This is a genomic window from Halorubrum salsamenti, from assembly GCF_007671685.1.
GTDB lineage: Archaea > Halobacteriota > Halobacteria > Halobacteriales > Haloferacaceae > Halorubrum > Halorubrum salsamenti.
Genome location: NZ_VCNL01000002.1, coordinates 403,716 through 417,013 on the forward strand (window position 1 = coordinate 403,716; position 13,298 = coordinate 417,013).

Consider the following 13,298-nt stretch of genomic DNA (forward strand, 5'->3'; position numbering starts at 1 on the left):
TCAGAACACCGTTCGTGTGAGTCGCTCGCGGAGGGCGTCGTGTTCGAACAGCTCTTCGACCGCGTCGAGCAGCAGCAGGGACGTGTATCCGATCGCGACCGCCTCGGGACCGCGATCGGCCTCGCGCGTCAGTTCCCACGCGCGCTGTTGCATCTCTCTGGCCGGCGCGATCTCGGAGAGCTCGCCGCGCCGGTCCTCGATCAGCCCGTCGACCGCCTCGTACCGCTGCTTGACCTCGCGGCGCCGGACGCTCGAGTCGGCTTCGAGCCGATCGAGCAGCTCGGCAAGCTCGAAGGACCCGCCCCATCGAACGTCCGCGCCAGGCATGTCTGCGCAGGCCGCAAACAGGTCGACGTTGCGCTTCGTCGTCATCGCCTCGGAGACGGCGTCCGTCGTCCGGTCAGCCGCTTCGAGGATCCCGTCGACGGCCTCGTCCGGACCGACTTCGCGGCCGACAAACTCGTGGCCGGCGTCCGGCACCGACTCGGCGGCGTCGAGCATCGACTCGACGACAGAGGCGTAGTATCGGGGAATCGTCCCGTCGCGGCCGCCGCCGTCCGAGAGCGACCGAACGTCGCTCCGGATCCGGTCGATCCGGTTCCGGTGTTCGTCGTCGAGACGCCACGTGAACCGGGCGTCGATATCCGCCCGAGCGGTTCCCGTCTCGCTCACCGTGACCGTCGTCTCGGCGTCCTCGTAGGCGCCGTCTCGATCCGCGAGCGTGGCCTCGATCCGGTACTGCCCGATCGGCACCTCTCGCCCGTCGAGCGTCCCGTCGGTGTCGGTCGTGACGGTCTCGACCTCGAAGCGGTCCGACAGGAACTCGTCGTCGGGGACGATCCGGAGCGGGACGGCTCCCGCGGGCGCGCCGCCGACTTGGGCCGACCCACGGAGCCGCCCGGTCCGGCGGTCGAGTTTGACGGTGGGGCTCGCGTTCTGCTGGAAGCGCACGCGTTCGGTCGCGTCCGCGTACCGGTCGTGTGACACCTCGATCTCCGCGTCGGTCGCGTCTTCCGGCGGATCGAGCGTGACCGCACCGTTCCGATCCGTCGCCCCCGAGATGTCCGCCTCGCCGCTGACCGCCGCGTCCGCGATCGGATCGCCGTCGCTCGCGTCGACCACGGTGAGCGTCGCCTCGACCGGAACTGTCAGCGTCGCGGACGGGTCGCTCGCGTCGATCGTCTCGACGTTCGAGCGCACGGAGCCGTGGCGCGCGTACACCTCCCAGGTTCCGCTACCGGGCATTTGGATCGTTTCGCGCCCGCCCCGCACCGTCACGGGGTCGTATCGCTCCCGTTCGCCGGGCTCCCGGTAATGGACGGTGGCGTCGCCTCGGAAGAGGTTCGACCCGTCGGTAACGGTCACCTTGGCGGCGAACGGACCGGACGCGGCGTCGGCTCCGCTCCCGCTTAACAGCCGGTGGCCAGCAGCGGTGCTGACCGTTCCGAGGAGGACGCCGGCGTAGCTGACGAGGTTGATTAGTGCGGCTCCGAACAGCTCAATCTCGAACAGTACCAGCATCCCGACCGCCGCGAGCCCCGCCAGCGCGAAGCCGAGAACGCAGAGAATCGCCGTGTCGACGGGCTCCGGATCGCTCTGGCTGCGGTGACCGATTACGACGCCGGGAACCGCACCGACGAGAAGCGGAACGAGGAACACGGGGAGTACGGGGATGATCCCGCCGAGTGCACCGCTCGCACCGGCTCCCACGACGCCACCGCTCCCGCCGCCAGCGTCGAGCGTCACGGCCACGTCGCCGGCGGCGGTCGACAGTAGCAGCGTCTCCGCGCCACTCAAGTCGACGCCGTCGAGGGCCAAGCGACCGTCGTCGCTGATGGCGCCGTCAACGGCCTCGTACGTCGACCCGTCGCCGGTTCCGACGAGGGCGCCGTTGACGTCAAGCCCCGCGAGCGCTCGGGCGAAGCTGAGCGTTCCGTCGTCGGCGACGGTTGCGCCGGTCTCGTGCGGTCCCGCGTACGCGATCGGGTCGTCGTCGGTATAGTTGGCGAACGTGGTCCCGTCGGTGGACGAAACGTGTATCTCGGTCTCGCTCGCCGTCAGCCCCGGTAGTTGGAGGTAGCCGTTCTCGCTCTCGGCGGCGGCGGCAGTGTACCGAGCCTCCTCGCCAACGGTGCTCGCGTCGACCGCGTACGGCTCGTCAGGCTCGAACAGCGGGTGCCAGAGCGCGAGACCGTCCCCCCACGAGCGCAGCTCGGGACCGATCGGTGAGTCGTCGCTTACCGGACCGGCGCTCGACGTCACTCGGAGATTGAGCGTTTCTCTCGAGCCGCCGGCGGCGGCGGTCAGGTCGTCTCGGTCGACAACGAGTTGGGTGCCGTCTCCTCGGACGGTCCCCTCCGCGGTCTCGTCCCTGTCGAGGTCGAGTTCGACTTCGTCCTGGTTGGCGATCCCAACCGTTCCGGCGGCGTCCAGCGGGACGTAGAGCCCGTCGGTCGCGTTGTCGCCCTCGCCGACGGTGTCGATCCACGCCGGGCGGTCGTCCGCGAACGCGACCGCGTGAAGGGGCACCGACGTACCGTTCGAGATCGTTGTGACGTTCTCGTCACTCCGTTCGACGGTAACCGCCACCGTCGCGTTTCGCAGATCGGTTCCGTTGACGGTTCCCTCGTCGGGATCGGTGACGTCGATCGAGACCTCCTCATCACCCGTCGCGTTTTCGCGGTAGGTGATTCCGGGATCCGACGGCTCCGTCACCTCGACGATGACGGTGTTCGGGTCGTCCACGTCGGAGACGTTGACGACGAGGTCGCTCCCCTGTCGGTCGAGGGTGTCGGCGGCCGAGGCGAGGCCGGGCGCGAACGCGAGGGCGCCGACGAGGAGCAGCGCGACGAGCGCGGCGGCGGCTCGGCGGTCGGGTCCCCGCTCCGCGTCACCCGGTGATGCGTGTGGAGCCATGCGCGATCACTCCGCGTTCCGGTCGACGTACGTTTCGAGGTTGTCGACGATCCGATCGAGCTGCGCCTGCGTCAGCTCGCCGCCGGTCCCGCCGCCGGTCCCCGCGAGGCTGTCTCCGAGCATCTCGAACTCGTCCCACGAGTGGTCGAGCAGCGGGTTCAGGTCGAACCCGCCCAACAGCAGGAGCACGTCGACGTCGCTGCCGCGCCCGCGTTTCGGCGTGAGACTCGCCTGCCCGGCCACGTTGATGTCGTGTTTGGTGGTCCAGTCGCGGAACGCGCCGTACACCTCCGGCTCGCTGATCTCGTCGTCGTCGATCATGCTCTCCGGAGCGCGGACGATGGCGTACGCCGCCGTCGTCGTGCCGACGTCCATCGGCACGTACGTGTTCTCGGCCGCCTGATCGAGCATGTACTCGAGCTCGTACACCTGGCCGTTCATCTCGGTCGCGACGGCGGGCGTGAAGTGGTACGCGTCCATCTGCGACGGGATGGTCACGTAATCTTTCACGTCGATGACGCTGCGCGTCTCGCGGCCGGCGCCGATCATCAGGTCGATCGCCGTGATGATCGCGTCGTTGATCGAGTCGTAGTGGCGCCCGTTGCCGTTCTCCTCCTCGTCGAGTTGAGAGTTCGAGGCGAGCAACACCATGTCGGCGTTCTGCGTGTTGTCTGCGGTGCGGATCAGCCGCGAGAGCCCACACACCGCGTTGAAGTGCCGCTGCGGCTGTTCGTAGTAGTAGGGCCACACTCCGAACGCGGTGTGGATCACGCTGTCCATCCAGTCCTCCGTCGCGCCCTCGTCTTCGAGGTCGGCGAGGCCGGTCTTGAACTGCTCTATCGTGTACGGGATCGACCCGTTTCCGGTGCCGCCGCCGAGCGTCGCGACGTGCATGAACGCGTCTGAGGTCCCGAAGTCCTTGATCCGGGAGACGATTCGGTCGAGGTCCTCCCTCGCGCACGCCTCGCCGTTCGGGAAGAAGTTACCGGCGCCCTGCTGGGAGCCGAACTCCAGCGCGTGCGACTCCATCGTCTCCTCCTCGCCGCGCTCGTCCCGGAGGGTCCCGCGCATCCGGTCGATCGTGTTCCGGAGGTCGGCGCGGTTCGTGTTCATCACCAGTACCCGGTCGTCGATACCGGGGTTCTCCGCCCGGTCGAAGAACTGCGACGCGATGCGGCCGCCGCCCTCTCCCGACGCGATAACGCTCCATCTCGTAAACGTGTCCGTTTGTGCCATTTGTCAGTGTTCGTTGATCTCGAGTCCCGTTTCGGTCATCGTCACGCTGTGCTCGCCGTCGATCGCACCGACCACGTCCCGGACCACGGAGTCCGGGACCGGCGCCGAAAGGAAGTTCCGCCGCAGCTCGGCGAAGCTCATCCGGTCGCCCGGGTCGACGTTGTACCGCAGCACGTTGGTCAGCTCGCGTTCGATCTGGTCGTCGTCGTACACGACGACCTCACCGTCGCTCCGACAGATTCCGTGTCCCACCTCGTCGCTCCAGATGGCGAGTAGGCAGGCCGCGTGGGTGTCCTGTACCGGCAGGTCCATCGCCGTCGAGACGTATCCCTCCTCGGCGAACGACGATTCGAGCCGGGAGCGCATGTCCGGGAGGATCTCAGTCATGTCGACATCGACATCGGCGCAGAGCTGGTCGCGGAGCTCACGTTCGAGGAACTCCACCGACACCGACGCGTCGCCGTCGATCGTCACGTCGCGCTCGATCGATCCGAACGCGTCGTCGCCGGGATCGGCCGAGAGATCGTGGGTGCCCGCCGGGACGCTCTCGAACGCCGCCGTGCCGGCGACCCGCGTCTCCACGGTGACGGTCTCGGAGTACCCGCCGCCGTCGAGTTCGATCGTCGCCGTGCGGGGACGCTCGCTGCCGTGCTCGTAGGCCACTTCCACGGTCAGGTCGTGGGTCTCCACGTCGCCGCGCCGCAGGGCGGGGACGCTCGGGTCGAACTCCAGTCCCTCGTTCCGGCGGTAGTAGAGCCCGAGGAACTGGTCCGCGTGCCGCATCGGGAGGTCGTCGCCGACGACCTCACCGCGCTCCGCCAGCGCCGTCTCGATCGTCTCCGAGACGTCGTCGTACGCGTCGACGACGGCCGCCTTGGTACTGGCTGTCCCGACCGCATCGCGCAGGTCGGTCGCCGCGGTCTCCCACCGCTCGGTGAACGCCTCTAGGTCCTCGATCTCGTCGAGGTCGGCCGCGAAGCGTTCGTCGCTTGCGGCCGGCTCCGTGTAGTACCCCGGAGGCAAATCGGCCGCCTGAAGCGTCTCCGCGTGGTCGGAGAGACGACGCTCCATCGTCCGGATCATGTCGAGACAGACCCGCCGGAGGTCGGAGCGGTGGCGGCTCGCCTCCGAGAGGTCGAGCGCCGAGTCGAGGTCCGACACCGCTGCGTCGATGCGGTCGACCTCGTCGATCGAACTCGCCTCGACGTGCGCGTCGACGTCGGCCCGGTCGACCGCGTCGACGAGGTCGCGGATCGCGTCTAACTCCTCGTTGAACGACCCCGAGAACTCGTCGCGGAGCCGGTCACGCGCCTCAAGTACCGATTCGACGGCCGATGCGAACTCCCCGCGGTCCAACGCCGCCTCGGCGTCGGCGAGGTCCGCCTCGATGGCGCCGCCGTCGTCGGCGCGATGCTGGCCGCGCCGCATCTCGCGGACGGTCTCGATCGCCGCTTCGATCGTCTCGCTCGTCGCCTCGCGCGAGCCGTCTATCACGTCGCGACACGCGGCGATAGACGCGTTCGCGTCGGGCGCCGAGAACGACTCGTCCGGGTCGGCGAGATCGACCTCCGCAAGCCGTTCGAGCACGCGCTCGCGCCGGGAGAGATCGGCGGCGACGAACTCCCGAAACGTGGACTCGACCTCGTCGCTGAGCCGTTCGGTCTCGTTCGAGAGGCGCTCGAACTCCTGCAGATCAGCGGATTTGACCCCGTTTCCGAGGTCGAACGCACCGGTCTCTCGGTCGACGGTGACGCCCTGCGTCTCGAAGTCTCCGACCGCGGACTCGATCTGCGCGTCGATCCCCGGGTCCCAGTCGGGGTACGCGGTCCGGAGCTCCTGGATCTGCCGGAGGAGCGCCTGGAACTCCTCGGCGGTCGACCGAGCGCGGGTGCGGACGAACTGCTGTTCGCTCGTCCCGCTGCGTGTGATCACGCCCCGGACGTACAGCCCGATGCCGGCGACGACGAAAAGCGGGATACCGATGAGGACGAACCACGTCGCCGCCTGCGACCCGGACCAGACGAAGATCCCCGCGCCGATCGCCGCCGCCAACACGACGAGCGCGCCGATCCCGAGCGCGGTCCGTCGGTTCGCGTTCATGCTATCACCCGGAGCAGCGGGCCAAGCCCAACCAACACGGCGAGGATAGCCGCCCCGGCGACGACGGCGACGGTCCCGATCAGGATCGGGAGCAGCGCCGTCTTCCGGTCGTAGCTCACGTCCCGGCTCAGCTTCATCTTCTCTTTGACGCGACGCGCGGCGACCAACGGAACCGCGGCGCCGGCGACGAGGCCGAGCGCCACCCCGGCTCCCAGCGATCCGAGCACCGAGAGCCGCACCGTCGAACGGGGGCCTTCCGCCTCCGCTCCGATCGCGGTGGTGTACGCGGTCGCCGCCGCCGTCACGTTCGCGTCGCGTTGCCGATACCCCTCGTCGAGCGCCGCGGCCGTCCCGACGGCGCCGGTGACGTTCCCGCTCTCGCCCGTCAACCTGAGGCGGTCCAGTAGGTCGCCTCGTGCGTCTCTCATGTCCGTGTAGTTCCTCTCCAAGGAGTGAACCGTTTCGTTTGCCGCGTCGAGGTCGCCCTCGCCGGCTTCGAGCGCGCCCGTCGTCTCGTTCAGCGCCGCCGTCGCGTTTGCGGTCCGACTCACGGCGTTGCGGTACCGCCGGTACGCGTCACCGACCTCGTCGTCGCCGGCTGCGAGCTCGTCACCGACCGCCTCGGCGCCGCCTCCGGCGACGTTGACGACAAGCCGGTTCTCGAACGACGGCTGGTCCCCGTCCGCGAGGTGGTCGGCGAAGTCGACGGTCTCGGTCTCGCCGGTGATCGTGACGGGGTACGTGTGGCCGTCGCGGTCACCGACCTCGAAGCCGGTGCCGTCGGACAGCCAGTCCCGGTCGGCCGGCTCGCCGAACGAGCAGTAGCCGACGGTCAGCGTCGACCCGGGGTGGAGCGTGACCTCGTTATCTTCGCCACCGATGTCGTCACCTCCGACGCCGCCGACGATGGCGCTCTCGTTCTCGCCGATCCCCTCACAGTAGTCTTCCGGGCCCGCGGCCGCCGCACCGCCGGATGCGACGGCGAGCAGGCCGACGCAGAGCAGCGACACCAGCAGGCAGCGTCTCGCTCGTCCGGTCATTCGAGCCGCCCCCCGATCTGTTTGCTCTGGTACCAGTACGTGGCGCCGCTCGCGATCACGGCGCCGACACCGAGTCCGATCAGCGCGCCGCCGGCCGCGAGGTACGGGACCTGCCCGGCGAGCGCGGTGGCGGCCGTCGCCGTCGCCGTCGCCTCGACGGCCGACCGGACGGCCTCGACCCCGGCGCCGACGGCGACGCCGACGAGTCCCACGAGCGCGGCCACCGCGACGAGCGCGACCCTCTCAAGCCGCGGTCTCGTCGTCCGAGTCATGCGAACAGCTCCTCCGTCTCCTGTTCGTAGGCGTCGGCCGCGGCCTCGATCTCGTCGAGGCGGTCGAGGTCCTCGCGGCGGTACGTGAGCAGCGTCACGACCGACGCGAGGTTGCGGCCGCTGAGCGCGACGCCGAGGTTCACCTCGTTGAGCCGACAGCTCCGTTCGAGGTACTCCTTTATCGTCCCGGTCTCGACGCCGTGCGAGCCCGGCCCGATGTTCGCGCTGGGCGCGCGGACCAGTGCGATCGCCTTTTGGGCGTCGTTCGGGTCGGCCTTCGCGAGCGACTGCTTCGACGCCGAGAGCCGCGCCAGCGCCGCGCTGTCGATGTCCCGGCGCCCGACGAACGGGAGCAGGTACCCCGACAGCGACCGCGTCATCGTCACCGATCGCCCGATCGCGCCGTACCCCGGTCGGGACTCTCCGCCGGCGACGCCGAAGGACAGCGACGTGACGATGTCGCGAACGTCGATGTCCGGGGTGTCGACGCCGTCGACCTCGCTGGCGTCGACGTTGCTCAACATCGGCCCGACGACGATGTCGTGGAACGCGGCGGCGACGTACTCGTTGTACTCGCCGAACTCGCCCCCGGCCGAGTCGAGGTACGAGATCCGCTGATTGTCGACGAGGACGATTCCGTCGACCTCGTCTTCGAGTCGGTCGAGGCCGTACCGGGCGTTCCACGCCTGTCGGCCCGCGCTGACCTCGCCGTCCGTCTCGTCGTCCTCGACCCCGCCGCGGGTGTTCGGGAGGACCGTCACGGCGACGACCTTCGTCCGGTCGTCGGTGAACTCCTTGATGCCGCGAGCGATGTGCGGGCTGATCCCGCACCCGGTGCCGCCGCCGAGTCCGACGAACAGGAACGCGAACTGAATGGCGTCCGTGTCGGTCGCCGGTACGTTCTCCTCGTCGTCCGCGGCGGCGGCCCGTCCCCCGAACTTCGATTGGAGGACCGTCTGGAGCTCGTCGGCGTGGTCCGCCATCACCTCGTCGGCGTCGACCGGATTCCGACCGAACCCGCCCGTCACCATCTCCTCGAAGCCGGGCTCGATCCCCTGCACGAGCCCGTGCTGCTGTGCGACCCCGTATTGGTCTTCCGCGGGAACGTTCGAGAGGTTCTGTAAGTCCCGCATCGTCGAGTTGAACACCAGCGGTCGACCCAGCGTCGAGATGTCCGTGGACTCGAACAGCCCGAGCATCGAGTCGTCCGTGTACTCGAAGATCGCGTCGACGATCGCTCCCCCCGCTTGTCCCGCGCCGATAAACAGATACGTCATTTAGCTGGTGGTTCCTTCGTACGCCCGCTCGTGAAAATAGTTATCGAACAGTACATGTCTCTACTACAGATATTACTCGAACATCGGATTATAAAGATGGTGGACGTACCAGTATGCGGACAGGCGTCAGCCGCGCAGTCGACGGAGCATTACGCTGTACTCGTTGCGCTCGTACAGCTCCTCGACGTGATCGAGGAGGTCGCTCGCCGCGGCGAGCTGGCCGGCGGCCCGTTGCGGCTGCTCGTCCCCCATCCGCCGGGCCCGATCACAGAGCGTGTCGGCGAGGTCGAGGAAATGCTTCGGAATAGTGTGGTTGTGGTCCGCGCGGACCGAGACGTACTCCTCGTTGACCGACGCGATCCGGTCTTCGACGTCGTGCACGCGACGGGCCACGTCGACGCTCTCCGAGGGCCCGTCGGACCGTGAGAGCCGCGGGACGAGCGTCCGGTCGTAGAAGGTGCATTCCTGGTAGATGGCGTACAGCTGCACTTCGTCGACGTCCGGCTCGTCCGCCATCGCCTCCAGCTCCCGGACCCGATCCGCGAGGTGGCGATAGACGTTGCCGTCCGCCCGCTGGAGGTCGCGTTCGAGCGACTCGATCCGGCGGCGCACGTCGCTCACCTCGATATCCGCGATCGCGGCCTGCACCTCGCTGAGTTCGTCGAGCCGCTCAACCGTCGACCGGAGCCGCTCGGCCGCCTCAGCCTCGTCGCCGTCGTCGAGCGCGTCGAGCAACCGTCGCGTCTCCGACGACCGCGGACGCGCGTCGGCACGCACCCGGTCGGCGAGCGACGACAGAGACGAACTCGGGCGCTCGACGGCGACCTCGCCGCGTTCGATCGCGTCCGCGAGCGCCGTCGCCCGGTCAGCAACATCTCCAGAGCCGAGGTCGACCGTGCCGTCGGCCGCCCGGCAGAGCCGCTCTGCGGCCTCGCGGTGGCGGTCGCGCTCCGTCTCGGACCGGTCGCGCTCCTCCGCCAGTTCGATCGCTCTGTCGAACACCGGGAGCAGCCCGGACGCGGCGTCGCCGTCGCTTCGCGCGACGCGGCTGCGCGCGGACTCCAACTGACGGGCCGTCGGCGAGTCGTCAAGGCCGGAGACGGCGTCCGTGAGCGCCGCGTCGCTCTCCAGACGCTCGACCGCGTCGCCGAGGACCGACTCGACGCGGCTTTCGTCCGCGTCGGGATCGGAGAGAACCCGACAGAGCTGCTCTGCGACGTCTGATTCCGGTCTCTTTCGGGTCGAAACCGTGTCGGCAGCCGAGACGGTGCGGGCCGATTCGGAGTCGCCGGCGTCTGAGCGATCGGGCGGGCTGTCGGTTGCTCCGTCATCCCGATCAGCGGGCGATCGAGAGCCCGTTGCCGGCCCGGTGTTTTGTGGCGATCGGCTGCCAGCGCTTGACTGGCGGTCCGAATCCGAGGTGTCACGCAGCGGCGACGCGGTCCCGCACTCGGGACAGAAGCGCATGTCGCGGCCGACATCGGCCCCGCAGTCGGTACAACTCGGAGACACGTCTTCCGCAGTCGTCTCCGGCTCGTTTTCGTCCGCCAGCGGAGAGGTCTGATCCGGTTCCTCGGTGGATTTTGACGCTGCCTCACGGTCGTCCGCATCGGCGTCGGTCTTCGAGAACGGAGATTCCGTCCCGCATTCGCGACAGAAATCCACATCTTGGGAGTAGGAGACGCCGCAGTTCCGACAGATTCGGGTCTGACGGTTCTGTCCCCCGTCCGACGTTGCCTCATTCGTCGTCGACCGAGTCGCACGGTTGTCGGTTGTCACAGTTCCGCTCGACGTGCCCGCTTCCGGGGCGGATCCGGTCGTCCCAGTGACATAACCGCCTAACACGCCACCGATGAGACCGAACGCGATAGAGTGAGAAATGATAATGAGTATGATAAGACCGAGACTGCCCGCGAGGATACCGCCGATGACCGGAACATCTGCCAACGCCTGTCCGAAGAAGACTCCGAGTAGAATCGCGGGCAACGTCATCCCGATACCGTTCAACAATCCGGATTTCACCCCGCCCCACGTGCTTTGGCTGCCAATGTACGCCGCGGTCGCCCCTCCCAGAATCGGGCCGAACAGGCTCACGACCGGGAGGAGATACGCGAGGGTCGTGACGCCCATCCCGGCGAGGACACCTTTCAGCAGCTGCTTTCTGTGTCTCCCGCTGTTACTCGTCGCCGTTCTCATTAGTCATCCCGGACTCATCTTGTTAACGACACATTAAAAATGTGAGTGAATATACCACAGCCGATCCAGCGGAGCGGAGCGGCGTCGGGGATACATTTATGGTCGACCGACCGCCGCAGAGGGATATGGCAAAGAGGCAACTAAACCCGGACGAGATGTTCTGTACCAGTTGTGGTGAGATTATTAAACGGAAAGCCGAGATCTGCCCTGAGTGTGGCGTCCGACACGACGAGGACCCAACCGCGACGAACGGCGGAGGACCTGCGTCGACGGCCCGGGGGACTGCGTCGACGAACCAGAGAGCCACATCGACGGCCGGGGGAAACGACGTGGGACTCGTGATGGCGTTCGTGGACCTCTGGAAAGCGAAAAAGGCCGTCCGTCATCTGCTGGATCTCATTCTGATATTCGTCTCGTTCGGGACGTATCTCGCGATATACTTCGTCGAAGCGTTCGTCCACTACTACTACCTCAAGAAAGGGAAGTACGGCATTTACGACGAGGAGACCGATTCGGAGATCTGGTCGCCGCTGCTCAAGTGAGTACGTCGAACGGCGACGGAAAATCTGAACCGCGATCACCCGACGTGGATTCGCGGCCGGCTATCCCATGTTCTCGCGGCCGAGACACGAGAACAGCGCCTCGACCTCGTCCCACACCTCGCGGATATTCTCGGCCTGCTCGGTGTTCCCCTCCTGTTTGAGCGTCAGCGCGTGGTCGTACATCGCCTCGATCGACGGCATCTCCGGGTTCCACAGCGTTCCCCACAGGTACACGTCGTCGAGGTACGGCGTCACGAGCTGTTTGATGTGGATGTCCACCGACTCGATGCCGGTCGAGCGGCCGGCGTCGAGGAACTGCTCGTCGCCGATAATGCTCGCGAGGGTACCGTCGCCGATCAGCTCCGACACCTCCCGCATCTTCCCCTCGGGGCCGTACACGAGGAAGGTCCCGCCCCACGCGGTCGTCGGGTCGAACTCGGCGAGCTTGTTCTGGAACAGCGCGTTCCGGACGAGTAGCTCCAGCTTCGACTCGTCGAACGCGTTCGCCCGCGAGCGGCCGAGCACCGGTGCGAGCACCACCGCAGGCGAGAAGTCTCGGTCGGGATCACGCTGGTACTTGTCCTGAACCGGCCGGAAGCTGTCCGCCGGGTCGAACACGTCGCCTTTGATCGACATCGTCGCGTCCCGGTCGAGGAACTGCGGCACCGATGACATCGTGAACGCCTCCAGGAAGGCCACGAGCGGCTTGTTCACCTCGACGTACTGCGGCGGGTTGTACTCGCCGAGCCGGTCGATCCGCGGGCGGATGTCGGCGCCCACGTCCTCCAGCCGCTTGTTGTCGAACGGGATGATCGCGTCGACGGTCCGGGAGGTGCGAGCGAGTCCGACGACGCCGTTCACCTTCGCGCGGCCGCCGAACTCCGAGTACTGGGTCCCCTCCGAGGGGATCACGACGCTGCTGAACAGCGGCTTCGAGACGATTCCGTCGTCGAGCACCTTCTCGCGGAGCTTCTCGGCGAGGACGGGGGTCGCGCCACAGCCCGTTCCCTTGGTGACGCTGTGGACGAACATCACGGCCTGTGAGTCTTGGAGCCGCTCGCCCTTGAGGTCCCACCGCTCCCGGAAGGGGTCGGCGTCGTCGGCGAAGTCGGCCTCGATCAGGTCGCGTCCGAGGTCCCACCGGTAGCCGGCGCCGGCGTAGTCGTGTTCGCCGAAGCCGATGATGCAGTTCGGGAGGAGGTCGTTGCGGCTGTACCCCTTCTCCTCTTGGGCGTAGTAGGTCTGTTCGAGCTCGCTGACGTTGGTGTTCAGCAGGCCGTACCCAGCCAGTCCGCCCTGCCAGATCCGGGCGCGGCGCTCGTTGTTCTCCTCCAGCGTCGCGCGTCGGAGCAGGATCGCGTCGAGGATGTTGTTGCCCGCGCCGCCAACGCCGACGAGATACCACTTCTTCCCGTACGCGTCGTCCATCAGGTCGTCGCTCGGCGTCTCGGTCCCCGAGGGCGCCGGCGTCGCCGCCCGCCCGAACTCGTCGGTATCGGTCGGGGTACCCGGGTCGCTCGTGTCGTCGGCGGTGGGGTCACCCCCGGACGTCGCCGCCTCCTTGAGATCGGGATACACCTGCTCGACCGATGCGGGCTCGTCCGCGTGGGCCCGGGCAAGGTGTTCGACGAGCGACCCCCCCGCCCACTTGTTCGAGCGCTGCATACAGATCTTGCAGATGTCGGTCATGTTTGGATACGGTATCGGGGGTGGCGGAGA

9 protein-coding genes are annotated in these 13,298 nt (G+C 67.7%); 1 reads left to right on the forward strand and 8 read right to left on the reverse strand.

Annotated elements, in window-relative coordinates; all coding sequences use genetic code 11:
* The 7 genes from FGL94_RS06575 to FGL94_RS06605 form a co-directional block, all read right to left on the reverse strand.
* Positions 1 to 2,916 (reverse strand): hypothetical protein, encoded by a 2,916-nt coding sequence (locus FGL94_RS06575; protein ID WP_144922420.1) that lies wholly within the window; start codon positions 2,914 to 2,916, stop codon positions 1 to 3.
* 6 nt (positions 2,917 to 2,922) lie between these two features.
* On the reverse strand, positions 2,923 to 4,152 hold the full coding sequence (locus tag FGL94_RS06580; protein ID WP_144922423.1) for an FtsZ/tubulin family protein: 1,230 nt from the start codon (positions 4,150 to 4,152) through the stop codon (positions 2,923 to 2,925).
* A gap of 3 nt (positions 4,153 to 4,155) precedes the next feature.
* Positions 4,156 to 6,252, reverse strand: coding sequence for a hypothetical protein (locus FGL94_RS06585; protein WP_144922426.1), 2,097 nt, complete (start codon positions 6,250 to 6,252; stop codon positions 4,156 to 4,158).
* Positions 6,249 to 7,292, reverse strand: coding sequence for a hypothetical protein (locus FGL94_RS06590; RefSeq protein WP_144922428.1), 1,044 nt, complete (start codon positions 7,290 to 7,292; stop codon positions 6,249 to 6,251). Before FGL94_RS06590 ends, FGL94_RS06585 begins: the two co-directional genes overlap by 4 nt.
* The gene (locus tag FGL94_RS06595) at positions 7,289 to 7,564 is read right to left on the reverse strand and encodes a hypothetical protein (RefSeq protein WP_144922431.1); all 276 of its coding nucleotides are present in this window, start codon (positions 7,562 to 7,564) and stop codon (positions 7,289 to 7,291) included. Before FGL94_RS06595 ends, FGL94_RS06590 begins: the two co-directional genes overlap by 4 nt.
* A complete protein-coding gene (locus FGL94_RS06600) occupies positions 7,561 to 8,841 on the reverse strand; it encodes an FtsZ/tubulin family protein (RefSeq protein WP_144922434.1) in 1,281 nt (426 codons plus the stop codon). Before FGL94_RS06600 ends, FGL94_RS06595 begins: the two co-directional genes overlap by 4 nt.
* A gap of 126 nt (positions 8,842 to 8,967) precedes the next feature.
* Positions 8,968 to 11,037, reverse strand: a complete 2,070-nt coding sequence (locus FGL94_RS06605; protein ID WP_144922437.1) for a zinc ribbon domain-containing protein — start codon at positions 11,035 to 11,037, stop codon at positions 8,968 to 8,970.
* 125 nt (positions 11,038 to 11,162) lie between these two features.
* Here FGL94_RS06605 and FGL94_RS18225 point away from each other — a divergent pair, with 125 nt between their 5' ends.
* Complete coding sequence (locus FGL94_RS18225) at positions 11,163 to 11,579, forward strand: hypothetical protein (protein WP_186313350.1); 417 nt, start codon at positions 11,163 to 11,165, stop codon at positions 11,577 to 11,579.
* A gap of 60 nt (positions 11,580 to 11,639) precedes the next feature.
* Here FGL94_RS18225 and FGL94_RS06615 read toward each other — a convergent pair whose 3' ends face one another.
* The gene (locus tag FGL94_RS06615) at positions 11,640 to 13,268 is read right to left on the reverse strand and encodes an FtsZ/tubulin family protein (protein ID WP_144922439.1); all 1,629 of its coding nucleotides are present in this window, start codon (positions 13,266 to 13,268) and stop codon (positions 11,640 to 11,642) included.
* Between the last annotated feature and the right edge of the window lie 30 nt (positions 13,269 to 13,298).

Bases quoted from the DNA above. Each gene is read 5' to 3' on its own strand.
- FGL94_RS06585 (WP_144922426.1), bottom strand. From the start codon at position 6,252: ATGAACGCGAACCGACGGACCGCGCTCGGGATCGGCGCGCTCGTCGTG.
- FGL94_RS06600 (WP_144922434.1), bottom strand. From the start codon at position 8,841: ATGACGTATCTGTTTATCGGCGCGGGACAAGCGGGGGGAGCGATCGTC.
- FGL94_RS06580 (WP_144922423.1), bottom strand. From the start codon at position 4,152: ATGGCACAAACGGACACGTTTACGAGATGGAGCGTTATCGCGTCGGGA.
- FGL94_RS06615 (WP_144922439.1), bottom strand. From the start codon at position 13,268: ATGACCGACATCTGCAAGATCTGTATGCAGCGCTCGAACAAGTGGGCG.
- FGL94_RS06605 (WP_144922437.1), bottom strand. From the start codon at position 11,037: ATGAGAACGGCGACGAGTAACAGCGGGAGACACAGAAAGCAGCTGCTG.
- FGL94_RS06595 (WP_144922431.1), bottom strand. From the start codon at position 7,564: ATGACTCGGACGACGAGACCGCGGCTTGAGAGGGTCGCGCTCGTCGCG.
- FGL94_RS06590 (WP_144922428.1), bottom strand. From the start codon at position 7,292: ATGACCGGACGAGCGAGACGCTGCCTGCTGGTGTCGCTGCTCTGCGTC.
- FGL94_RS06575 (WP_144922420.1), bottom strand. From the start codon at position 2,916: ATGGCTCCACACGCATCACCGGGTGACGCGGAGCGGGGACCCGACCGC.
- FGL94_RS18225 (WP_186313350.1), top strand. From the start codon at position 11,163: ATGGCAAAGAGGCAACTAAACCCGGACGAGATGTTCTGTACCAGTTGT.